General features: G+C 70.3%; 19 protein-coding genes. 6 read left to right on the top strand and 13 right to left on the bottom strand.

Annotation, left to right across the window (positions count from 1 at the left end):
- Positions 1-7 precede the first annotated feature (7 nt).
- Positions 8-1,324 carry a PLP-dependent aminotransferase family protein gene (locus AB0A90_RS07045; RefSeq protein WP_357242972.1) on the bottom strand — a complete coding sequence of 439 codons (1,317 nt, stop codon included), beginning with the start codon at positions 1,322-1,324 and terminating at the stop codon, positions 8-10.
- A gap of 295 nt (positions 1,325-1,619) precedes the next feature.
- On the opposite strand from AB0A90_RS07045, the gene AB0A90_RS07040 reads away from it, so the two are divergent.
- Positions 1,620-2,285, top strand: coding sequence for a GNAT family N-acetyltransferase (locus AB0A90_RS07040; protein ID WP_357242969.1), 666 nt, complete (start codon positions 1,620-1,622; stop codon positions 2,283-2,285).
- Positions 2,286-2,301: 16 nt separating this feature from the next.
- Here the strand turns inward: AB0A90_RS07040 and AB0A90_RS07035 are convergent, their stop codons facing one another.
- The 7 genes from AB0A90_RS07035 to murJ all read right to left on the bottom strand — a co-directional run bounded on the left by AB0A90_RS07035 (position 2,302) and on the right by murJ (position 10,649).
- Complete coding sequence (locus tag AB0A90_RS07035; RefSeq protein ID WP_357242966.1) at positions 2,302-3,465, bottom strand: N-acetylmuramoyl-L-alanine amidase; 1,164 nt, start codon at positions 3,463-3,465, stop codon at positions 2,302-2,304.
- A 163-nt stretch (positions 3,466-3,628) separates the two neighbouring features.
- Positions 3,629-3,952 carry a thioredoxin gene (gene trxA / locus AB0A90_RS07030; protein ID WP_053651673.1) on the bottom strand — a complete coding sequence of 108 codons (324 nt, stop codon included), beginning with the start codon at positions 3,950-3,952 and terminating at the stop codon, positions 3,629-3,631.
- Positions 3,953-3,983: 31 nt separating this feature from the next.
- Positions 3,984-4,934, bottom strand: coding sequence for a thioredoxin-disulfide reductase (trxB, locus tag AB0A90_RS07025; protein WP_357242963.1), 951 nt, complete (start codon positions 4,932-4,934; stop codon positions 3,984-3,986).
- A 182-nt stretch (positions 4,935-5,116) separates the two neighbouring features.
- Positions 5,117-6,100, bottom strand: coding sequence for a hypothetical protein (locus tag AB0A90_RS07020; RefSeq protein ID WP_357242960.1), 984 nt, complete (start codon positions 6,098-6,100; stop codon positions 5,117-5,119).
- Complete coding sequence (gene sigM / locus AB0A90_RS07015) at positions 6,097-6,813, bottom strand: RNA polymerase sigma factor SigM (protein WP_357244054.1); 717 nt, start codon at positions 6,811-6,813, stop codon at positions 6,097-6,099. Before sigM ends, AB0A90_RS07020 begins: the two co-directional genes overlap by 4 nt.
- 43 nt (positions 6,814-6,856) lie before the next feature.
- Positions 6,857-8,464 (bottom strand): protein kinase family protein, encoded by a 1,608-nt coding sequence (locus AB0A90_RS07010; RefSeq protein ID WP_357242957.1) that lies wholly within the window; start codon positions 8,462-8,464, stop codon positions 6,857-6,859.
- 445 nt (positions 8,465-8,909) lie between these two features.
- Positions 8,910-10,649 carry a murein biosynthesis integral membrane protein MurJ gene (gene murJ / locus AB0A90_RS07005; protein ID WP_357242954.1) on the bottom strand — a complete coding sequence of 580 codons (1,740 nt, stop codon included), beginning with the start codon at positions 10,647-10,649 and terminating at the stop codon, positions 8,910-8,912.
- 127 nt (positions 10,650-10,776) lie between these two features.
- On the opposite strand from murJ, the gene AB0A90_RS07000 reads away from it, so the two are divergent.
- Positions 10,777-12,237, top strand: coding sequence for a CCA tRNA nucleotidyltransferase (locus AB0A90_RS07000; RefSeq protein ID WP_357242951.1), 1,461 nt, complete (start codon positions 10,777-10,779; stop codon positions 12,235-12,237).
- A gap of 168 nt (positions 12,238-12,405) precedes the next feature.
- On the opposite strand, the gene AB0A90_RS06995 is transcribed toward AB0A90_RS07000, so the two are convergent.
- Both AB0A90_RS06995 and AB0A90_RS06990 read right to left on the bottom strand, forming a co-directional pair.
- Positions 12,406-13,941, bottom strand: coding sequence for an SPFH domain-containing protein (locus AB0A90_RS06995; RefSeq protein ID WP_357242948.1), 1,536 nt, complete (start codon positions 13,939-13,941; stop codon positions 12,406-12,408).
- A 28-nt stretch (positions 13,942-13,969) separates the two neighbouring features.
- Positions 13,970-14,491: a hypothetical protein gene (locus tag AB0A90_RS06990; RefSeq protein WP_357244051.1), complete on the bottom strand. Its 522-nt coding sequence runs from the start codon at positions 14,489-14,491 to the stop codon at positions 13,970-13,972.
- Positions 14,492-14,570: 79 nt separating this feature from the next.
- On the opposite strand from AB0A90_RS06990, the gene AB0A90_RS06985 reads away from it, so the two are divergent.
- Positions 14,571-15,050, top strand: a complete 480-nt coding sequence (locus AB0A90_RS06985; protein ID WP_357242945.1) for a methylated-DNA--[protein]-cysteine S-methyltransferase — start codon at positions 14,571-14,573, stop codon at positions 15,048-15,050.
- 118 nt (positions 15,051-15,168) lie between these two features.
- On the top strand, positions 15,169-16,110 hold the full coding sequence (locus AB0A90_RS06980) for a hypothetical protein (RefSeq protein ID WP_357242942.1): 942 nt from the start codon (positions 15,169-15,171) through the stop codon (positions 16,108-16,110).
- A gap of 92 nt (positions 16,111-16,202) precedes the next feature.
- Here the strand turns inward: AB0A90_RS06980 and AB0A90_RS06975 are convergent, their stop codons facing one another.
- Both AB0A90_RS06975 and AB0A90_RS06970 read right to left on the bottom strand, forming a co-directional pair.
- Positions 16,203-17,282, bottom strand: coding sequence for an inositol-3-phosphate synthase (locus AB0A90_RS06975; RefSeq protein WP_357242939.1), 1,080 nt, complete (start codon positions 17,280-17,282; stop codon positions 16,203-16,205).
- Between the two features lie 23 nt (positions 17,283-17,305).
- Positions 17,306-17,944, bottom strand: a complete 639-nt coding sequence (locus tag AB0A90_RS06970; RefSeq protein ID WP_357242937.1) for a PadR family transcriptional regulator — start codon at positions 17,942-17,944, stop codon at positions 17,306-17,308.
- A 176-nt stretch (positions 17,945-18,120) separates the two neighbouring features.
- Between AB0A90_RS06970 and AB0A90_RS06965 the strand changes: the two genes are divergently transcribed.
- A complete protein-coding gene (locus AB0A90_RS06965; protein WP_357242934.1) occupies positions 18,121-18,570 on the top strand; it encodes a DUF5318 domain-containing protein in 450 nt (149 codons plus the stop codon).
- Between the two features lie 139 nt (positions 18,571-18,709).
- On the opposite strand, the gene AB0A90_RS06960 is transcribed toward AB0A90_RS06965, so the two are convergent.
- Positions 18,710-19,465, bottom strand: coding sequence for a hypothetical protein (locus AB0A90_RS06960; RefSeq protein WP_357242931.1), 756 nt, complete (start codon positions 19,463-19,465; stop codon positions 18,710-18,712).
- Here AB0A90_RS06960 and AB0A90_RS06955 point away from each other — a divergent pair.
- Complete coding sequence (locus AB0A90_RS06955; protein WP_357242928.1) at positions 19,428-21,680, top strand: transglycosylase domain-containing protein; 2,253 nt, start codon at positions 19,428-19,430, stop codon at positions 21,678-21,680. The two genes, AB0A90_RS06960 and AB0A90_RS06955, sit on opposite strands and share 38 nt — an antisense overlap.
- The last annotated feature ends 93 nt before the right edge of the window (positions 21,681-21,773 follow it).

Here is a 21,773-nt window from a genome sequence, read left to right as displayed (position 1 = left end):
GCCGGCATCATGCCAAGTCGGGCCCTGGCACGTCGGAGCCGGCCCGGCCGCGTCGGCCGGCGGCGCCGCCACCCACGGCGCCGAAGACCCGGCGCATGGCGATCTCCTGCTCCATCACACCGGCCAGCCGGCGGACGCCCTCGCGGATCCGCTCCGGCGGCGGGAAGCTGAAGTTCAGGCGCATCGCGCCGGTGCCGGTGCCGTCGGCGTAGAAGCCGGTGCCGGGCACGTAGGCGACCCGGGCGGCGACCGCGCGGGGCATCATCGCCTTCGAGTCGAGCCCGTCGGGCAGGGTGGCCCACACGAAGAGACCACCGGCCGGCGTGGTCCAGCTGGTGCCCTCGGGCATCAGGTCGGTCATCGCGTCGAGCAGCGCGTCCCGGCGTTCCCGGTAGACCTCGCGGTAGACCTTGAGCTGCTGCCGCCAGGGCATCGTGCCCAGGTAGGTCGAGACGGCGGTCTGGGCGTAGACGCTGGGGCAGAGGATCTGCGCCTCGCTGGCGATGACCAGCTTGTCGCGGACCGCGTGCGGCGCCAGGATCCAACCGACCCGCAGGCCGGGCGCGAAGGTCTTGGAGAAGGTGCTGAGGTAGAAGACCCCGTCCCGGCGACGGGCCCGCAGGGGCGCCGGCGCGTCACCCTCGAACCCCAACTGACCGTACGGGTCGTCCTCGACGACGAGCAGGCCGGCGCTCTCACAGATGTCGAGCACCCGTTCGCGGCGTTCCTCGCTCAGCGTCACGCCGGTCGGGTTCTGGTAGGTGGGAATCGTGTAGAGGAACTTCACCCGCCGCCCGGCGCGGGCCAGGTCGGCGATGGCCGCCTCCAGCGCCTCCGGAATCAGCCCGTCCGCGTCCATCGGCACGTGCACGACCTGCGCCTGGGCGGCCTGGAACACCCCGAGCGCACCGACGTACGTCGGGCCTTCGGCGAGCACCACGTCACCCGGGTCGAGGAAGAGTCGGGCCACCAGGTCCAGTGCCTGCTGCCCGCCGACGGTGACCACGACGTCCTCGGGGGAGGCACCACACGCGGCGTCGATCCCGGAGAGGGACATCACCTCGCAGATCCGCTCGCGCAGCTCGAGGGTGCCCTGGCCGATGCCGTACTGGAGGGTGGTCACGCCGTGCTCCGAGCCGAGCCGGCCGAGCATCTCACCGACCGCGTCCAGCGGAAGGGCGGCGATGTACGGTGCGCCACCGGCGAGCGAGACGACCTCTGGACGGCTGGCGACCGCGAACAGTGCTCGGATCTCGGAGGCGGTCATTCCGCGTACCCGCCGGGCGTACCGGTCGGTGTAGTCGTCGAGTGTCGTGCCGGTCATGACCTCACCTCGATCGCTGCTCGGGTGGCTGCCGCCCCGGGGTACCCCATCCCCTGATGACCATGGCGGAAGGGACACCGATTGTCGATCCTAATCCGCCGGTGTCGTGTCGTCGCCGTACCGAAGCGGATCGACCACATGGCGGACCCTCGTCGGCGTCCCCCGATCTGGTGGGCATCTGCGCGTCCCCTCCCGGATCGCCGATCGGCGGCGTACGATCGCTCGTCGGAGCAGGAAGGCGGCGCTGTCGTTGCGTGCCGCTCCTACCACCGAGCCTATTGTGGGGATGCGCCATATGTCGCGACGTCTGGTCAGCCTGACCCTCGACACCCTGGAAGACCTCCCTCGCCCGTGCCGGCAGTGCGTCTACTGGGAGCTTGATCCGGTCTCCGCGGACCGGGCCTGCGCCGCCGGCGATCCGGGCCTGGAGAAGGAGGCGTGGGTCTCCCAGACGCTGCTGGAGTGGGGCTCCTGCGGCAAACTCGCGTACGTCGACGGCATGCCGGCGGGTTTCGTGACGTACGCGCCGCCCGCCTACGTGCCCCGCTCGATGGCGTTCCCGACCTCGCCGGTCTCCGCTGACGCGGCGCTGCTGATGACCGCCAACGTGGTCGCCGCGTTCGCCGGTGGCGGGCTGGGCCGGATGCTGGTGCAGGGCGTCGCCCGGGACCTGACCAAGCGGGGGATCAAGGCCATCGAGGCGTTCGGCGACGCCAAGTTCGGCGACGCGGACGACCCCGTGGGCGGCTGCGTGGCACCTGTCGACTTCTTCCTCTCCGTGGGGTTCAAGACCGTCCGTCCGCATCCGCGTTTCCCCCGGCTGCGACTCGAGCTGCGGACCGCGCTGAGCTGGAAGTCCGACGTCGAGTACGCGCTGGAGAAGCTGCTCGGCTCGATGAGCCCGGAGACGCTGCTCCGCCCGGTCCGGCCCGCTCCGGCCACCCGCTCCACCAACACCTGATCGCCGAACCGGCGGATCAGTCGATCACCGTGCCGGCGGTGACGACGGCCCGCAGTTCGCTGACGTCGAGCGAGCCGGTGGGCACGTCGCGCTCGATCGGGTAGTACATCCGCTGCACGGCCGCCACGATCGCCTCCACCACCCGGTCGCGGAACCGAGGGTCGACCAGTTGGGCGCGGTCCGTGGGCGAGGTGAGGTAGCCGACCTCGACCCGGACGGCCGGCATCCGTGTCAGCCGCAGCAGGTCCCAGGTCTTGGCGTGGGTACGGCAGTCCCGGAGCCCCGTGCGGGCCACGATCTCCCGCTGCACCAGCCCGGCCAGGCGTTCACCGGTCGCCGACGTCACGCCGTTGTCGGTGCCGTAGTGGTAGGTGGCGACACCCTCCGCGTCGGGGTTGGCGTGGCCGTCCAGGTGCAGCGAGATGAACACGTCGGCGCCCAGCGAGTTGGCCAGCAGCGCCCGGTCGGTGTCCGGCAGGCACCTGTCGGGCGACGGGCCGCGGGTGAGCTGCACCCGTACCCCGGTCGCGGCGAGTCGCCCCTCCAGCCGGCTGGCCAGGTCGTGCATCAGGTCCGCCTCCGTCCAGCGCAGCGACCCGTCGGGCACCACCATCCCGGGGTCGGTGCCGCCGTGCCCGGGGTCGACGACCACCGTTTTGCCGACCAACGCCGGCCCGGACTGCCGGATCGCGTCGGACTCGCGCAGCCACTGCGGTCGGCCACCGACGACCTTGCGGCCGATCCGGCGCAACGCGTTCATGGTGTGCGGGCCGCAGGATCCGTCGGGGGTGAGGCCGACCTCACGCTGGAACTGGGCGACCGCCCGGGATGTCCGGATGCCGTAGATGGCGTCGGCCCGGCCCACGTCGTACCCCATCTCCAGCAGCCGCTCCTGCAGTGACCGGACGTCCTCGCCGGTGAGCGGGTCGGGGACCGCGTGGTAGAGGGTGCGGGCGCCGAGCCGCCAGCGGGCGGCGTCCAGGGCGCGCCAGGTCTCCGCCCCGACCCGGCCGTCCACGCTGAGGCCCCGGGACTGCTGGAACGCGCGGACCGCCCGCTCGGTGTCGAGGTCGAATTCGTCGGCGGCCGGTCCGGCGGCGGCGAGCAGGTCGAGGCCGGTCAGGATGCTGCGGATCTCCGTGACCGCGGGTCCCCGGTCACCGGATCGGATCGGACGCACGGCACGACCCCCTCTGCACGACACTGGCTGGCCGGGCGGCCCAGGGTTGAGGCTATGCGTTTCGGGGTGGCGAGGTGGCACGGCCGGGAAAAACGTCGGCCGGAAAGACACCGAACCCCGCACCCGACGAGCGGGTACGGGGTTCGGTGAATGTTTCTGCTGGTCAGAGAGCCGACTCGATGAGCCGGACCAGCTCGCCCTTCGGCTTGGCACCAGCGATCGACTGCACCGGCTGGCCGTTCTTGAACACGGTGAGCGTCGGCACCGACATGACCCGGTAGGCGCGTGCGGTCTCCGGGTTCTCGTCGATGTTGAGCTTGACGATGCTGACCCGGTCGCCCATCTCGCCGGCGATCTCCTCGAGCAGTGGCGACACCTTGCGGCAGGGGCCGCACCACTCGGCCCAGAAGTCCACCAGAACCGGCTTGTCGGCCTGCAGTACGTCAGCGACGAAGCTCTTGTCGGTGACCGCCTTGGTATTTCCCACTGTGCCCCTCCTCCGGGATGTGTTACTTGGTTCAGCTGAGCGTCGCGATGAACCGTTCGGCGTCGAGCGCGGCGGCACAGCCGGTGCCGGCCGCGGTGATCGCCTGACGGTAGGTGTGGTCGACCAGGTCACCGGCGGCGAAGACGCCGGGGACGTTGGTGCGGGTGCCGGGGGCTTGGACCTTCACGTAGCCCTCGTCGTCCATGTCGACCTGACCACGGAAGAGCTCGCTGCGGGGGTCGTGACCGATGGCCACGAACACACCTGTCACGTCCAACACCTTGGTGTCACCGGTGTGCACGTTGCGGACCCGTACGCCGGTGACCTTGCCGTCGTCGCCCAGGATCTCCTCGACGGCGCTGTTCCACTCGACCTTGATCTTCTCGTTGCTCAACGCCCGCTCGGCCATGATCTTGCTGGCCCGGAACGAGTCGCGGCGGTGGATGATGGTGACCGACTCGGCGAAGCGGGTGAGGAAGCTGGCCTCCTCCATCGCCGAGTCGCCGCCGCCGACGACCACGATGTGCTGGTTGCGGAAGAAGAAACCGTCGCAGGTGGCGCAGGAGGAGACGCCGTGGCCGAGGAACTCCTGCTCACCGGGCACGCCCAGCGGACGCCAGGCCGAACCGGTGGAGAGGATGATGGATCGGGCCCGGTAGGCGGTCTCGCCGACCCACACGGTGCTCACCGCGCCGGAACCGGCGTCGCCGGTGTCCACCAGCTCGACCCGGGTCACGTCGTCGGTGAGGAACTCGGCACCGAACCGTTCGGCCTGCTTGCGCATGTTGTCCATCAGCTCGGGGCCGAGGATGCCGTCGGCGAAGCCGGGGAAGTTTTCCACCTCGGTGGTGGTCATCAGGGCACCACCGGACTGCACGCCCTCGATGATCAGGGGCTTCAGGTTGGCGCGTGCGGCGTAGACCGCCGCGGTGTAGCCGGCCGGCCCGGAGCCGATGATGATCAGGTTGCGGACCTCGTCCACTGCCGTCTCCCGAGTGTGTGTGTTCAGCGTCGGTGAGCGCACCGATGCTGATCCGAGTTGCCGACGCCTGGGTGGGGTCGACAGCTGACTTCCAGAACGTCATCGTACGAAGCGGGGATTCCCGAGACGGGCATCTGGTGGGTCAGGTCACGTGGGTGGTCATCGTGCCGATGACCGTGGATTCACCCTACCCGCGCCGAATACCGGCTGTCCGCGCCGGACCCCGGCACTCCGCACTCCGGGCCGCTCACCCAGGCCCAGCGGGCCCCGGTCGAGTCGGTGAAACGGATGATCAGCGTCTGCTCGCCCTGGAAACGCGCGTAGTCGATCACTTCGACCGCCAGTGGAGCGGATCCGTGCTCCGCCGCCACCTCGGCCAGGCAGGTGCTCAGTGCCGCCTCGGTGGTAAGCCGGGCCAACTGGTCCAGCCCGTCGGGCGACGAGCGTCGCTCCTGCTCGGTGGCCACGCCCGGCTGGGAGCCGGGGGCGGCACCGCTCGTCCGGCCGGGTGTGGTCTGCCGGTCGACGTTCGGCGCGTTGCCGAGGGTCTGCGGGGTGTAGTCCGTACCGCTGCGCAGTGTCGGGCCGATGGTGCGGGCCGCCGCGGCGTCCGCGGGCGCGCGGACCGGTTCTTCCAGGGCGCTGGTGCCGGAGTCGTCGCCCGCGCGCATCGACAGCTGGTTGAGGCCCAGCGCGAGCGCGACGACGGCGATCGCGGCGGCAGCCACCGGCGCACCACGGCGGAGCCAACCGGTCCGACGACCTGGGCCGGTGGATGCCCGGCGACCAGAACGGACCGGTGCGGGGATGGCTGCCCATCGACCGGACCCGCCCTGCACCGGTACGACAGGCGATGTCGTAGGGCGGTCGACGTCGGCAGCCTCGTCGGTCGTGGTGTCTTCCACCAGCGGCCCCGCGTCGACAAGCGCGGTGGCGAGACGGTCGAAGATCGCCTGCGGCATCCGCGGCGACGGCTCGGCCCAGCGGTCCAGGTCCGCGCGGACCTCCGCGAGCGCGGGTGCCAGCAGGGCGTACGCCTCGGCCCAGGCCGGGTCCGTGGACACCAGCCGGGCGACTTCCTCCTGCTGCGGGGTGCCGTCCAACGCCCCGCCGAGGTAGTCAGCGAGGAGGTCGTCGTCGACCTCCCGGAACCCCTCGGTCGTCACGTGTCCTCCTGGTTGGCGTCCCGCCGGAATCGACCCGACCCCGATCCGACGCCCTCGGCCGGGCCCGGGTTCCCCGGCGTGACGCCCGGCACCTCCCCGGTCGGGCCGGGTGGGTCCGGGCGGGCCGACGGCGGCGAGGTGCCGGCGGGCCGAAGATGCCCGAGCAGCACGGCCAGCCGCGCCCGCCCCCGGGCGCACCTGCTCTTCACCGTCCCCTCGGCGACACCGAGGATGCGGGCAACCTCGGCGACCGGGTAGCCCTGCACGTCCACCAGCACCAGCGCGGCACGTTGCTCGAGGGGCAGCGCGGCAAGCGCCTCGCGGACCACGAGCGCGGTGTCGTGGTCCGGTGCGGGCGCGACCGGCTCGATACCGCCGGTGCCCGAGCCGTCCCCCGCGCGGTTGCCGTCCGGCAGCGGCACGGTCGGGTGCGCCTGCCGGCGACGGATCCGATCCAGGCAGGCGTTCACCACGATCCGGTGCAACCAGGTGGTGACGGCGGAGTCACCACGGAAGCGGGCGGCGGCCCGGTGCGCGTTGAGCAGCGCGTCCTGGAGTGCGTCGGCGGCCTCTTCACGATCGCCGAGCGTACGGAGGGCGACCGCCCAGAGCCGGTCGCGGTGCCTGTGGAACAGCTCGGCGAAGGCCTGCCGGTCGCCGTCGACGTGGGCGCGCAGCAGCTCCAGATCCGAAGCGGCGGCGCGCCCGTCCATCACCACGTCCTGCGGATGCGGTGCCACGACGAAGCTGCCAGGATCACGACCCCTGGACCGTGATCTCCTGGACGTCGACCTGGAAGCCCCGCTCACTGGCCGGCAACTCGGTGATCCAGAACAGCAGGTACTGGTATTTCGCGTCAGCGTCGAAGCCGTCGAACGCCATCGTGGTGCCGTCGTGGTCCTGGAAGGGCTGCCCGATGGTGGTCTTCTCGGTCTTGTAGTTGGTGATCAGTTGCTTGTCGCCGTCGGTGGTCGACGGCGGGTTGATGGTGCCGGTGAGGAGCTGGGCGGACGCGCCGCGGGCCGAGAGGACGGCCTGCACCGACTTGACCGTGTGCGGCGCGCCGAGGTCCAGCCAGACCCCCATGCCCTGCTTCTTGTTGCCAAACTTGGCGGTCGTGTACGTGTCGGTGCCCCAAACCTTGTCCGGGTCGCCGTCGGTCACCTGTTTGGCGCCGTCCAGCTCGTCGCGCACCTGGCTGTCCGGGTCGATGATCCGAACATCCTTCACCGGAAGCTTGCGAACCGCGACGGCGGCCGGAGTGGTCTCGTTGGCCGGGGCGCTCGACGACGGAACGGGGCTCTGGCCCGCCTGCGGCTCCTTGTCGCCGAGCGTGCTGATCCCGATCAGCAGACCGACCAAGGCCACCGCCAGCAGGCCGGCGATGCCGATGGCGACCTTACGACCGCCGGCCGCGGCCAACGGCGACGGCTCTTCTCCGGTCTCGCCGGCGAACCGCAGCGGGCCGCTGTTGTCGAGGTAGTGCTCCTCCTCGGCCGGCACGTCCAGTCGGGCCAACTCGGCGGCGAGCACATCGGAGGACGGCGGCGCGATCTCGGCGTCGAGCAGATCCATGGTCAGGTCGTCCAGGTACGCGGGCACGCCCGCCCGGACCTGACGTGGTGCCGCGATGCCACCACCGGCGTCCCGAACGGCGTCCGGGATGGCGGCCCGTCCGTGACCGGCGGTGGCGCCGTGCAGCGGCGCCTCGGCGTGTGGCCACGAGCCGGTGAGGGCGAAGTAGAGGATGCCGCCGACCGCCCGGATGTCGTTCTCCTGGCTGTCCGCGCCGTCGGTGCGTGCGTCGGCCAGGACCACGCGGCCCTCGTCGCTGATCATGACGGTGCCGGGGTGGACGTTGCCGTGGACCATGCCGGTGGCGTGCACGGCCGCGAGGGCGCTCGCGACGGCGTTACCGATCGCGGTGGCGCGGGCCGGGTCCAGGGGGCCGTCGGCCGCCAGGTCGCGCAGGGACTGCCCGTCGACCCACTCGCGCACCACGTACGCCCGCTCGGCCTCGTCGATCGCGTCGTAGACGCCGACCAGGTTGGGGTGGATGACCCGGCTCGCCGCGACGGCGGCCTGGAGCATCTCGGTGGCGGAGTCGCCACCCGGGTAGCGCAGCACCACCGCGACGGGACGGCGCAGGATGACGTCGACCCCGCGCCAGACCAGCCGACCCGCGCTGTCGTTGTTGATGTGCTCAACCAGCTCGTACCGCTCGGCGAGGACTTCACCGGCCGTGGGAGCACCGAAGGTCATGACCGGAGGAGCGCTTTCGTCCGCCTCCTGACCCTCGCCGACCTGGGTCACCCGTCCTCCCTCGGTGATCGTGTCGATCGATGGACCCGCACTGCTGGGCATGTGGCTTCCCGCTCTGCCGTTGAAGGAACCGGCCGACCGGTGTCGACGCGCAGCGTCGGCCCCTGCCGTACCCGTCGAGAGCGACCTTACCCGGGTTGCTCGTCTCCCCGACATGTCATCTTCCCGCCGTACCCGACGGGCTTCCGGCAGTCGAAGAACTCGTCCGGTTACGACCGTTGTCAGCCACGTTGCTGGCACATGTACTAGCTAATCTACGGCTTCACCGCAAGTAACCGACGCCGGGGCTGGGCTGGTGTGGCGCTCCCGCCCCGGTGCCTGTTCCCGCCGATCGGCTTACCACGCTCAGCCGTACGGTTGGTTATCCACAGGCTGATGCGGTGGTTGACCGGCGAATCGCGGAGTTATCCACAGCTGTGTCCCCAGCCTGGTGATCCCTGGTCACGTTCCGTGTGTATACCAACTTTTTGTAATCGATCACTGACGGTCAGCGGCCAAGGCGGCGGCGGACCATACCGACCACCTCGGTGATCTCGCCGATCCGCAACAGCATGGCCAGGCCCAGGTAGCTGCCGCCGACCACCGCGCCGCCGATGACGAGTTGGATCGCCGCCTCGATCCAACTTGGCCGGTCGCCGCCGGGCAGCAGGCTGATCACCAACCATCCGACAAGTGCCGCGCCGAGGGCGGCGACCACGACGCGGCCGAGGGTGCGCATGATGGCGCCCAGCCCGATCCGGCCGACCCGGGGCCGCAGCAACCAGGCCGAGGCGACCGCCGCCGCCACGTACGAGACCGCGTTGCCGATCATCATGCCGGCCGCCGCGAAGTGCGCGGCGAAGGCGGCGAAGAGCACGATCTGTACGCCCACCCGCAGCGCCACCACCGGGATGTTGATCAGGGCTGGGGTGCGGGTGTCCGGCAGCGCGTAGAAGGCGAAGGTGAAGAGCTGACTGATCGCGAACGGCACCAGGGCGAGCGCGGCGGCCAGCAGAACGGTGGACGTCGCCGTCGCGTTCTCGGCGGTGAACGCGCCGTACCGGAAGACCACCACCGAGATCGGGGTGGACAGCACGGCGTAGCAGACCGCGATCGGCGCGAGCACCGCTGTCACCATCCGGACACCCCGGGAGAGGTCGGCGGTGACGTCGTGGAACCGTCCGTCCGCTGCCGCCGCGGCCATCCGGGGCATCAGCGCGGTGATGATCGAGACGGCGATGATGCCGTGCGCCATCATCAGCAACAGGAAGACGTTGTTGTAGATCAGGATGCCGGCCTGGTCCGTGCCCGCGGCGCGGGTGAGGAGGTTGACCACCACGAAGAGGCCGAGCTGGTTGACGGCCACGTAGCAGAACATCCAGGCGCCGAGCTTGGCCAGCTCGCGCAGCCCCAGCTCGCGGAAGTCGAACCGCCACTTCCAGCGGAAGCCGACCTTGCGCAGTGCCGGCAGCAGACCGGCGGTCTGCACCGCCACGCCGAGCAGGGTGCCGCCACCCACCAGCAGAATCCGCCCGAGGCCCATCTCCGACGGCTGTAGCCCCTTCGCCCCGTAGACCAGGATGTAGAGACCGAAGACGCCGATCACCACCAGGTTGTTGAGGATCGGCGCCCACATCGGCGCGGCGAAGTGCCCCCGGGTGTTCAGGACCGCGGCGATCAACGCGCTGACGCCGGTGAAGAACAGCATCGGCAGGACCAGCCACGACAGGCGGGTGATCAGCTCGGTGTAGGCCTGGTCCTTGCCGCTGGCGTAGATGGCGGTCAGCCAGGACGCCGACGCCACGGCGATCAGGGCCGCTACCGCCAGCGCCAGCACCGCGAGGGTGAGCAGCCGTTGGGCGTACGCCTCGCCCCGGTCCGCGTCGCTCTTGCGTCGACGGACCAGCACCGGGATCAGCACGCTGGTCAGCACCCCGCCGAGCAGGAACTCGTACACCTGGTTGGGGAGGAAGATGGCTGTCGTGTAGGCGTTGCCGATCAGGTTGCCGAGGGCGGCACCGATCATCAGGTTCCGAATGAACCCGGTGCCCCGGCTCACCAGGCTGCCGATCGCCATGACCGCGCTGTTCGCGGCGGCGCTGGTTTCGCCGACGACCTCGGGCGGGGGCGCCGTGGCCTCCACCCCGGGCTGGTTCAGCGGCTCCGCGGAGATGAAGATCGCCCCGTCAGCCGGCGGCACGTTACCGTCCGGCGTGGCGTTGGCGCTGCGGTAGAGCCCGCCGCTCATCTCCAGCCTCCCAGGGGTACGTCGAGCCGGACACCGACCCGCACGCCACAGACCATAGTCAACCCCCACCCGTTACCCCGCGCCCGGCGGATCGGATCACACCCCGGCCCGATAAGCTGGCGATCCCATGTCCGACGCCTCCGCTCCCCACGCCGCCGACCGCCGCGAACTCACCGCCGCGCAGCGCAACGCCGTCGCCGAACTGCTCCGGGTCTCTCCGGTCGCCGACGAGTTGGGCCGCCGGTTCGTCCGCGCCGGTCACGAGTTGCACCTGGTGGGCGGTTCGGTGCGGGACGCCCTGCTCGGCCGACTCGGTGACGACCTCGACTTCTGCACCGACGCGCATCCCGACGAGACGCTGCGGATCCTCAAGGGCTGGGCCGAGTCGATCTGGGAGACCGGTCGCGAGTTCGGCACCATCGGCGCGCAGCGCGACGGCCTCCGGCTGGAGGTCACCACCTTCCGGGCCGAGTCGTACGACCAGGTCAGTCGCAATCCGGTGGTGGTGTACGGCACCAGCCTCGACGAGGACCTCAAGCGGCGCGACTTCACGATCAACGCGATGGCGGTCAGCCTGCCGGAGCACCGGTTCACCGACCCACACGGTGGCCTGGAGGACATCTCGGCCAAGGTGATCCGGACTCCGAGCACCCCGGGTGAGTCGTTCGGCGACGACCCGTTGCGGATGCTGCGGGCCGCCCGGTTCGCCGCCCAGTTGCGCTTCGCCGTGCACCCGGACGTGCACCTGGCGATGAGTGAGATGGCCGCCGACCTGGACCGGATCACCGCCGAGCGGATCCGGGACGAGTTCACCAAGCTGCTCTGCGGCACCGACCCGATCACCGGTCTGCGGCTGCTTGTCGACACCGGCCTCGCCGAGCGGTTCCTGCCGGAGCTGACCGGCCTGAAGCTGGAGATCGACGAGCACGCGCAACACAAGGACGTCTACGAGCACACCCTGACGGTCGTCGAGAACGCGGTCTCCTACGAGGAGGAGGGCTGCGACTTCATCCTGCGGATGGCCGCCCTCCTGCACGATGCGGGCAAGCCGGCGACGAAGGCGGTCGGGTCCGACGGTCGGGTCAGCTTCCACCACCACGAGGTGGTCGGCGCCCGGCTGACCAAGGCCCGGATGAAGGCGATGCGGTACCCGAAGGACGTCACCGCGAAGGTGACCGCCCTCGTCGCGCTGCACCTGCGCTTCTACGGGTACGGGCGGGGCGAGTGGACCGACTCGGCGGTGCGTCGCTACGTCGCCGATGCCGGTGACCTGCTGCCCCGGTTGCACAAGTTGACCCGCTCGGACTGCACGACCCGTAACCGGCGCAAGGCCGCCCAGCTCGCGGCGGACTACGACGCGCTGGAGGAGCGGATCGCCCGGATCGAGGCCGAGGAGGACCTGGCCCGGGTCCGCCCCGACCTGGACGGCAACGCGATCATGGAGTTGCTCGGCGTACCGCCCGGGCCGGTCGTCGGGCGGGCGTGGAAGCACCTCAAGGAGCAGCGCCTCGAGCACGGCCCGCTGGACCGCGACGCCGCCGAGGCCGAGTTGCTGCGCTGGGCCCGCGCGGAGGGCCTGATCACCTAACCCCGCCGGGTCGCGTCGCGACCCGCGCCATGATCGACTCGGTTTAGGAGAAGTCGCGGCATCCCGGCACTTTCGGATGGCCCGACTTCCAGGAGACCGAGTCGATCATCCCGGCGTACGCCGACGGCGCCCCTCCCGAACCGGAAGCGGCGCCGTCGGCGTTCGTCGTCAGCGGCTCTCGACGGCAGTCCCGTCGACGGAGACGGTGCCCTTGCCGGCGGACGTGCCGTTGCCGGCCGGGGTCGACGCCGCACCGAGCCGGCCCAGCAGGCCGGCCAGGTCGATCCCGGTCAGGTCACTGCCGAGCTGGAGCCCCTGGGCCACGTTGCCAGCCACCGACTTCGTCAGCGACGACGCGCCGTCGGTCGAGATGACAGTCATCTTGTCGATCGCCCCGATCGGCGCGCTGGCCGCCTCCACCACCTGCGGCAGCACCTTGACCAGCAGGTCCAACACCGCCGCCTCCCCGTACGCGGCGAACGCCTCGGCCTTGCGCGCCATCGCGTCCGCCTCGGCCTCACCCCTGGCCAGGATGGCCGCTGCCTCGGCCTGACCCTCCCGCTCCACCGCCTCGGCGATCGCGGAACGGCGGCGCTGCTCGGCCTCACCCTCCTTGGCGCCCTCGATCGCGTTCGCCTCGGCGAGCGCGGCACGCCGGGCCCGCTCGCCCTCACCGGTGAGCCGCGCCTGTTCGGCGGAGGCCTGCGCGGCCGCGATGACCGACTGCCGCTGCGCGTCGGCGTGCAGCACCGCCGCCGCGCGGGACGCCTCGGCCTCCTGCTCCACCTTGTACCGGGCCGCATCGGCGGGCTTGCGCACCTCGGTGTCCAGTTGGCGCTGCTTGAGTTCGGCGTTGCGCTCGGCGACCTTCTGCTGCTCGGAGAGGATCGCCTGATCCCGTTCCGCCTGGGCGAGCGGCCCGGCGGCGGCGGACTTCGCCTTCGCCGCGTCGATCTCGGCCTGGATGCCGGCCTGCTTCAGGGACAGGTTCCGGTTGGCCTCCGCGATGGCCTCCTCGGCGAGCAGGCGTTCCTGCTCCGCCTGCTGGCGGGCGCGCGCCTCGGCGATGGCCGCGTCCTTGAGCACCCGGGCGGCCTCCGGCCGGCCCAGGTCCTGCAGGTAGGAGCCCTCGGCGAGGATGTCCTGGAGCTGGAAGGTGTCCAGCACGAGACCCTGGTTGGTCATCGAGTGCTCGGCCTCCTCGGCGACCGCGCTGGCGAACGCCGCCCGGTCCCGGATGACCTCCTCGACGGTGAGCCGGCCGACGATCGAACGCAGCGCGCCGGCCAGCACCTCCCGGGTGAAGTTGTCGATCTCGTCCTGTTGGTGCAGGAACCGCTGGGCGGCGGCCCGGATCGCGTCCTCGGTCCCGCCGACCTTGACGATCGCCACCCCGTGCAGGTCGGCGCGGATGCCCTGCTTGCTGACCGCGCCCCGGATGCCGACGTCGATCCGGCGGCTGGACAGGTCGAGGGACTGAAGCTTCTGCACCACCGGCAGCACGAAGACCGAGGCGCCCAGCACGACCTTCTGCCCGGAGTTGTCGGTCGACCGGCCGCCGTCGGCGGTCTGCGTGGTGCGACCCTTGCGGCCGGTCACGATGAACGCCTCGTTCGGCCCGGCCACCTTGATCCGGGAGAGCACGAAGAGCACCAGGATGAGCGCGAGGAGAACCGCGCCGCCGATGGCGATGAGCAGGGCCATATGAGGAGTCCCGTCTACGAGGAGGAGATCAGTAGGTCTCGACGTGCACGCTGGTCTCGCTGAGCGCCTGCACGACGAAGACCTGGGCGCCGATCGGTATCGGCTGGTCCGCGCGGGCGCTGAGCTTCACCGGTTGGCCGGCGAGGCGTACCCGGACCTCGCCGTAGCCCTGCGCCGGCACCGGGGTCACGACCAGGCCGAGCGCGCCGACCAGGTCGTCGCGGGTGGGGGTGGGGTCGGTGTGCATGTTCCGCGCCGCCCGGCTCAGTCGGGACGCCAACCACGCGGTGGGCACGGCCGCGAGCACGCCGCCGGCCGCCGCACCGACGACCATGCCGGGGGTACGCGCACCGAGCAGTTCGTTGACGATGGCCCCGCCGAACCCGAACGCCCCGGCGAAGCCGGCAACCGTTTCGAGCGAGATCGGACCGTCCACGTCGGCGTGCCCGAACTGGAACAGCTCGGTGCCGAGCAGCGCGAGCGCGAGCACCCCGATGCCCGCCCCGCCGATGATCAGAAAGATGAGCGTCCCCGTTGCCACGACCTGCACGGTATCGACGTCACGCAACGCGGGCCGCCGCCGGGCGACGGGTCCGCCCGGTGTCGTCCGGGTCGGGGAGAATGGGGCGATGCGTTGGACCGTGCTCGACTCACCGATCGGTGAGTTCTCCGTCGCCACCGATGACACGAGCGTCTGCGGCACCCATTTCGGCCGGGTCGAGGCAGCCACCGAGGAACCCGACGACCTGCTGTCCCGGCAGGTCGTCGCCGAGCTGCGGGCCTACTTCGCCGGTGAGCTGACCGCGTTCACCGTTCCGGTGTCGACGCCGCGCGGCTCGGACTTCGAGCGGGCCGTGTGGCGGGAGATGACGCGCATCCCGTACGGCGAGACGCTTACCTACGGCGAGGTGGCGCGGCGGGTCGGCGATCCCGGGGCGGCCCGGGCGGTGGGTGTGGCTTGCAACCGCAACCCGGTGCCGGTGATCGTGCCGTGTCACCGGATCGTCGGCGCGGGCGGCAAGCTGGTCGGGTTCGGTGGGGGCCTGCCGCGCAAGGTCAAACTGTTGGAGCTGGAGGCCGTGGTCGCCCTGCGTCACGCCTGGTCCTGATCGGCCGACCGGCCACGGTGTCGCGGGCCAGATCCTGACTATCGGCCGACCGGTCGATGTCGGTACGTCACCGGAACGGTCATGATCGGGCGTCATTTCCACTTTCGCGGGGGTACCCATGACCGAAAACCAGGACAAGACCGTCGGCCGGCGGCAGTTGCTGCGCCGCGCGGGCACCGTGGCCGCCGGCGTCGCCGGCACCACGGTGGTCGGTGCGGCAGTCGCCGGCCAGGCTCAGGCCGACCCGGGTCAGCCGGTGATCCAGGCTGCCAACAACGTCGTCAACGGCGGTGGCACCACCGCGCTGGTCAACCCGGCGGTCGGACCGACCCTGCGGTTGGAGAACACGAACCTCGCGGCGAGCGGCGAATTCGAGTTGGCCGGCCCGCCGCTCGTGCTGACCCCCAGCGGTGACTTTCTGAGTGAACAAGCGCCGGTCGGCTCCATGGGCGTGGACCGGCGCGGCAACTTCCAGGTGATTTCCTTCCGGGACGGCGACATCTCCATCCCGGACTACGTGTTCACCACCGGCAACTCGAACCAGATCGTGCCAGTCGTGCCGCAGCGGGTCATCGACACCCGTGAGGCGGGTCGGCGCGGCCGGATCACGAATGCCTCGGCGACCACCCTGGATTCGGCCGGCCGCCTGCGGGGCGGTCAGACGATTCACGTCGCGCTGGATGACTTCGTGCATGCCGGTGACGCGCTCTTCGGCATCGTCACCGCGACGTCCGCGGCCGGCCCGGGCTTCCTGCAGATCTTCCCGTACGGCACCCCGCGTCCGCCGAGCTTCGCGTCGCTCAACCACGAGGCCAACGGGGTCTACTCGAACGCGTTCATGTCGGGCATCGGGTACGACGCCGACGCCATCTCCATCTACGCGCTCCAGACCACACACGTCGTCCTCGACGTCACGGCGTTCGTGGTCGGTTACGGCTGGGTCGAGACGGACTTCCTGCCGTACTCCGTCAACGCGACGGGGCGCAGCGCCGAGTCGCTGGCCGATCGCAAGGCGAAGCGGATGGCCCGGGCCATGAAGAACAGGCCGAGCGGGGCGTAGCTCGACCGCCGTACCGCGAAGCGAGGCATCGAACGCGGCGAGGGCCGGGTCCCGACGGACCCGGCCCTCGGCCGTACTTGCCGCTCAGCGGGTCAGCGCTCGACCTCGCCGGCGATGAACTCCTCGACGGCCTGGTGGGCGTCGTGGTCGGCGTACTGCACGGGCGGGGACTTCATGAAGTACGACGAGGCCGACAGGATCGGGCCGCCGATCTTCCGGTCCAGCGCGATCTTCGCGGCCCGGACCGCGTCGATGATGACGCCGGCCGAGTTCGGAGAGTCCCACACCTCGAGCTTGAGCTCGGCGTTCAGCGGGGTGTCACCGAACGAGCGGCCCTCCAGGCGGATGTACGCCCACTTGCGGTCGTCCAGCCACGGCACGTGGTCCGACGGGCCGATGTGCACGTCGCTCTTGCTCATCTCGTGCGGGATCTGCGAGGTGACCGACTGGGTCTTCGAGATCTTCTTCGAGACCAGCCGCTTGCGCTCCAGCATGTTCATGAAGTCCATGTTGCCGCCGAAGTTGAGCTGGTACGTGCGCAGCAGCTCGACACCGCGGTCCTCGAAGAGCTTCGCCAGCGCGCGGTGCACGATGGTGGCACCGACCTGGCTCTTGATGTCGTCGCCGACGATCGGCAGGCCCGCGTCGGTGAACTTCTGGGCCCACTCCGGGTCGGAGGCGATGAAGACCGGCAGGGCGTTGACGAACGCGCAGCCGGCGTCGATCGCGGCCTGGGCGTAGAACTTGGCGGCCTGCTCGGAGCCGACCGGGAGGTAGCAGACGACGACGTCGACCTGCGCGTCGCGCAGCGCCTGCGCCACGTCGACGGGGGTGGCGTCGGACTCCTCGACGATCTCGCGGTAGTACTGGCCCAGACCGTCGAAGGTCGGACCGCGCTGGACGGTGATGCCGGTCGGCGGCACGTCGCAGAGCTTGATGGTGTTGTTCTCGCTGGCGACGATCGCCTCCGCGAGGTCCATGCCCACCTTCTTGGCGTCCACGTCGAATGCCGCGACGAACTCGACGGCGTTGACGTGGTAGTCGCCGAAGGCGACGTGCATGAGACCCGGGACGCGGTCGTTCGGGTTGGCGTTCCGGTAGTACTCGACGCCCTGAACCAGGGACGAGGCGCAGTTACCCACACCGACGATGGCGACGCGGACGGAGCCCATAGCGTCTGCCTCCTTCTTTTCTGTCACGGCCGCTCATTCCTGGTCTCTCCAGGCGGAGGCGGGCTGTTGTCTTCTCGTCGGCCACCGGCCGTCCCGGTGTGCGGGACCGTCGGGGCTCGGCCGGAGCGCTCGTTGGCGATGAGCTCCTCCAGCCAGCGGACCTCGCGCTCACAGGCGTCAAGGCCGTGGCGCTGTAATTCCAAGGTGTAAGCGTCGAGGCGCTCGGCTGCCCGGCCCAGCACGTCACGAAGCCCTTCGCGACGCTCCTCGATCTTGCGGCGGCGACCCTCCAGAATGCGCAGTCGGGTCGCCTGGTCGGTCCGGGCGAAGAACGCGAAGTGCACCCCGAAGCCCGTGTCGTCGTACGTCTCGGGTCCGGCCTGTGCGATCAGCTGGGCGAAGCGTTCCTTGCCGTCCGCGGTGATTTTGTAGACCACCCGACCTCGTCGGCTGGTCAGCGCGGGAACCTCCTCGGCAGTGGCGGGTGTCTCAGCAGCTTCGGTGATCCAACCCGCCGCCTGGAGCCTGCGTAGGGTCGGGTAGAGCGAGCCGTAGCTGATCGCCGCCCGGATCGCGCCGAGTTTGGCGGTCAGCTCCTTGCGCAGCTCATAGCCGTGCATCGGAGACTCCTGCAGGAGGCCGAGGATGGCGAACTCGAGCACGTGCCACCCTCTCTTTCCCCTCCGGCGTGGAGCGGTGACCGCCGCGATGTATCGGACCGATACATCGCACGTTAGCGGGTTGCGCCGGCCAGGGCAAACCCCCCAATCTGAGACCCTGTCGTCACGGATCGTGAGCATGGTCGCCTGCTTGGGCCGGACCGCGTACCCTTCTTCGCATGCGTACGCAGCGCCAGGTCGTCGACTACTCGCTTCAGAAGCGAGCAGTGCTGCGTGAGCTCCTGGCCGGCCGGGTCGGCACGTACGACGTGTGCGACGCGTCGCCGTACCTGAAGAACGCCGCCCGGTTCCACGGAGAGCCGACGGACCGGCGCTGCCCGATCTGCCGCAGTGAAAACCTGACCCTCGTCCACTACATTTATGGCGACGAGCTCAAGCAGTCCGCCGGGCAGGCACGGACACTCACCGAGTTGCCCGTGCTGGCGATGACACTGCGTGAGTTTCAGGTCTTCGTGGTGGAGGTGTGCCTCGGCTGCGACTGGAACCATCTCGTCGAGCAGTACCTGCTCGGCCGGGATGGTCTGACCGGCGACAGCGACGGTGCCGGCGAGCAGAGTGTCGCGGCCGCCGAAGGTGCGGGTCGGCGGAGGCGAGAGGCGCAACGGTGATCGCAGCAGGTTGGACCGGCCTCGGGGCCATCGACGAAACCCGGGACGGCCGACCGCTCGTTGGTCCGATTGGCCCGATTGATACAGCATTGACCTCGGCGAGGCGGCACCCCTGTGCCGTCGTCGCGGGTGAAGCAACTCACGGCAACCCGGTGGCGGCGCAGTCGCGCCCCACCGCGACCGGCAGGGTGTGAGGAATGAACTCGTACGGCGATCCCAGTTCTGCGCGCGGCCGGGCCCAGTACCCGGCCCCGGCGGGCGACCCCGGGCCGGGCGCGGACGACGCGCGCCGCCGGCCCGGCGGTGACTCCGGCGGAAGTGGCTGGTCGGCTTCGGGGGGCGGAGCGGCAGCACCGGTTCGCGCCTCGGTGACGCCGCCGGCCGCCGGCGGGCGGGCCACGGTGGGCGGATCGGCGTCGGTGCCGCCGCGGGGTGGCGCGGCGGCCGGATCCGCCTCGGTTGGCTCGGCGACCCCGGGCCGATCAGGACGTGCCTCCGTGCCGGTGTCGCCGGCACCGGGACGCGCCTCGGTGCCGGTGTCGCCCGGACCTGGCGCGGCTGCCGGACGTGCCGGCGCCGGACGGGCCTCGGTGCCGGTGTCCCCGGCACCCGGAGCGCCGGCGGGTCGGGCGGTGGTCGGTGCCGCCTCGGTCGGTACCGCCTCGGCGGGTCGAGCCAGCGTCGGCTCCGCGTCGGTGGGTGGCCGGGCCGCGGTCGCCCGGGCGAGCGTCTCTCCGGTCTCCGGTGGATCAGGTGGGCCGGGTGGGCCCAACGGTCCCGGTGGACCCAACGGCCCGGGTCGGGGCGGTCGTGGTGCGGGCGGCGCGGGCGCGGCGCGCTCGAAGAAGCGCAAGCGGATGAACCTGCTGATCGCCGGCGTCGCGATCTTCATCATGCTGGCCGGTGTCGGCGTGGTCGGGTTCACCTACTACTCGACGAACGTGGTCATGCCCAACGAGTTGCCGCTGCCGCTGTCCACCACGGTGTACGCCAAGGACGGCAGGACCCCGTTGGCCAAGCTGGGCAGCGAGAACCGCACCTTCGTCACCATCAACCAGATCCCCGTGCACGTGCAGCACGCGGTGGCTGCCGCCGAGGACCGCAACTTCTACCGGCACTCCGGCGTCGACTACAAGGGCATCGTCCGGGCCGGATGGAACAACATCACCGGTGGCGACAAGCAGGGTGCCTCGACCATCACCCAGCAGTATGCCCGCAACGCGTTCGAGAACCTCCAGGACGACTCGTACGGCCGCAAGGTGAAGGAGGCCATCCTCGCCTCCAAGCTGAGCGAGCAGTACGACAAGCCGGAGATCATGCAGCACTACCTCAACGTCATCTACTTCGGACGCGGCGCCTACGGCATCGAGGCCGCGGCACAGACGTACTTCGGCAAGGCGGCGAAGGACCTGTCCGTGGGCGAGGGCGCGGTGCTCGCGGCGGTCATCAAGCAGCCGGTGGCGAGCAGCAGCCACAAGGGTTTCGATCCCGCGGTCAACATGCCCGACGCCAAGTCACGGTGGGACTACGTGATCTCCGGCATGAAGAAGGAAGGCTGGGTGGACGCCCCGGGGGAGCCCGCGTCGCCGACCGCCTACCCGAAGGTGCTGCCGCCGAAGAAGGGCGGGAACGGGTTCGGTGTCGACAGCCCGCGGGGCAACGTCATCAACTACGTCCGCGAAGAGATGGACGCGATGGGCCTCTGCTCCGACAGCGGCGCGGAGGGCAAGACGAGCTGCGTGGACGCGCTGCGGGACGGCGGCTACCGGATCACCACCACCATCGACCCGAAGCTGCAGACCGCCGCCGAGAACACGGCGATGCAGTCCAAGAAGGGTTCGTTGCTCAACGAGCAGCCGAAGAACCTGATGGCGGCGGTGGTGTCGATCGACCCGTCGAAGGGTCGGGTGCTCGCCTACTACGGCGGTGACAGCGGCGCCGACTTCGACTACGCCGGCAAGAACGTCGACAAGAACGGCGACCTGACCGGTGGCCACCAGCCGGGCTCGTCGATGAAGGTGTACACCCTTGCCGCGGCCATCGAGGCGGGCATCTCGGTCAAGTCGCACTGGGACCCCACGCCGTACAAGCCCGAGGGCTCCAAGGTGGCGATCGGAAACGCGGGCCGCACCAACCTCAAGTGCGGCAAGTACTGCACCCTCGAAGAGTCGACGGTCCAGTCGTACAACGTGCCCTTCTACTGGGTCACCAAGGAAATCGGCGTCGAGAAGGTCGTCGACATGGCCCACAAGGCTGGCGTGACCACCATGTGGGGCGTCGACCCGCCGCAGGCCTTCGACCTGTCGAAGAAGGGGCCGAACCCGTTCGACAACTACACCGGTTTCGGTAAGTACCCGATCACCGTGTTCGACCACGCCAACGCGATGGCCACCTTCGCCAACGACGGCAAGTACATCAAGGCCCACTTCGTCATCAAGGTGGAGCAGCAGGACACGGACACCGGGAAGTGGAAGGTCGTCGGCAGCGAGCGCATCAAGCCGGAGCAGCGGATCCCCAAGAAGATCACCGACGAGGTGACAGGTGTCCTGAAGCAGATCCCGCGCCCCAACGACATCTCCCTGGAAGACGGCCGTCAGGCCGCCGCCAAGACCGGCACCTGGGAGTACGACGACAAGGACAACTCGCACGCCTGGACGGTCGGCTACACCCCGCAGAACGCCACCGCGGTGTGGGTGGGCAGCCGGGATCCGAAGAAGCCGCAGATCAAGCTCGACAACGACAAGGACATCGGTGGTTCGACGCTCCCCGGCCCCATCTGGGAGAAGTACATGAACTCCGCCCTCAAGGGCCTGGAGGAGATCCCCCTACCCAGCGTCACCGGCGAGGGTGACGTCACGAAGGGCAACGGCAAGGAGCCGCCGCCCCCCACTCCGGGCCTGCCCGGTCTCCCGGGCCAACCGGGCTGCGACCCGCTGACCGACCCGTTCTGCACGGTCCCCGGCGGTAACCCGGGTGGTAACCCCGGCGGCAATCCTGGTGGCAACCCGGGCGGTAATCCCGGCGGTCCCGGTGGGCCAGGCGGACCCGGTGGACCAGGTGGCGGCGGCGGTGGTGGACTGCTGCCCGGCGTACCACCGAACCGGGACTGACCCGCAACTTCGCACGACGCCGCCGCCGGCCGGACGATCTGTTCGGCCGGCGGCGGCGTTTCCGTACCCAGATCTCTCCGCGTCGGGACGGGA

Origin of the sequence: Micromonospora sp. NPDC049204 (assembly GCF_040647935.1) — a bacterium.
Classification (GTDB): Bacteria; Actinomycetota; Actinomycetes; order Mycobacteriales; family Micromonosporaceae; genus Micromonospora.
The sequence above is the reverse complement of the archived record's forward strand: the minus strand, read 5'-3'. Positions and strand labels throughout refer to the sequence as shown.

Excerpts from the sequence above, each read along its gene's own strand:
- murJ (WP_357242954.1), bottom strand. The coding sequence starts at position 10,649 with ATGAGCGGCGGGCTCTACCGCAGCGCCAACGCCACGCCGGACGGTAAC.
- AB0A90_RS06980 (WP_357242942.1), top strand. The coding sequence starts at position 15,169 with ATGACCGAAAACCAGGACAAGACCGTCGGCCGGCGGCAGTTGCTGCGC.
- AB0A90_RS07040 (WP_357242969.1), top strand. The coding sequence starts at position 1,620 with ATGTCGCGACGTCTGGTCAGCCTGACCCTCGACACCCTGGAAGACCTC.
- AB0A90_RS07010 (WP_357242957.1), bottom strand. The coding sequence starts at position 8,464 with ATGCCCAGCAGTGCGGGTCCATCGATCGACACGATCACCGAGGGAGGA.
- AB0A90_RS06975 (WP_357242939.1), bottom strand. The coding sequence starts at position 17,282 with ATGGGCTCCGTCCGCGTCGCCATCGTCGGTGTGGGTAACTGCGCCTCG.
- AB0A90_RS06955 (WP_357242928.1), top strand. The coding sequence starts at position 19,428 with ATGAACCTGCTGATCGCCGGCGTCGCGATCTTCATCATGCTGGCCGGT.
- AB0A90_RS06995 (WP_357242948.1), bottom strand. The coding sequence starts at position 13,941 with ATGGCCCTGCTCATCGCCATCGGCGGCGCGGTTCTCCTCGCGCTCATC.
- AB0A90_RS06960 (WP_357242931.1), bottom strand. The coding sequence starts at position 19,465 with ATGATGAAGATCGCGACGCCGGCGATCAGCAGGTTCATCCGCTTGCGC.
- AB0A90_RS06985 (WP_357242945.1), top strand. The coding sequence starts at position 14,571 with ATGCGTTGGACCGTGCTCGACTCACCGATCGGTGAGTTCTCCGTCGCC.
- AB0A90_RS07000 (WP_357242951.1), top strand. The coding sequence starts at position 10,777 with ATGTCCGACGCCTCCGCTCCCCACGCCGCCGACCGCCGCGAACTCACC.
- AB0A90_RS07045 (WP_357242972.1), bottom strand. The coding sequence starts at position 1,324 with ATGACCGGCACGACACTCGACGACTACACCGACCGGTACGCCCGGCGG.
- AB0A90_RS06965 (WP_357242934.1), top strand. The coding sequence starts at position 18,121 with ATGCGTACGCAGCGCCAGGTCGTCGACTACTCGCTTCAGAAGCGAGCA.
- sigM (WP_357244054.1), bottom strand. The coding sequence starts at position 6,813 with ATGGACGGGCGCGCCGCCGCTTCGGATCTGGAGCTGCTGCGCGCCCAC.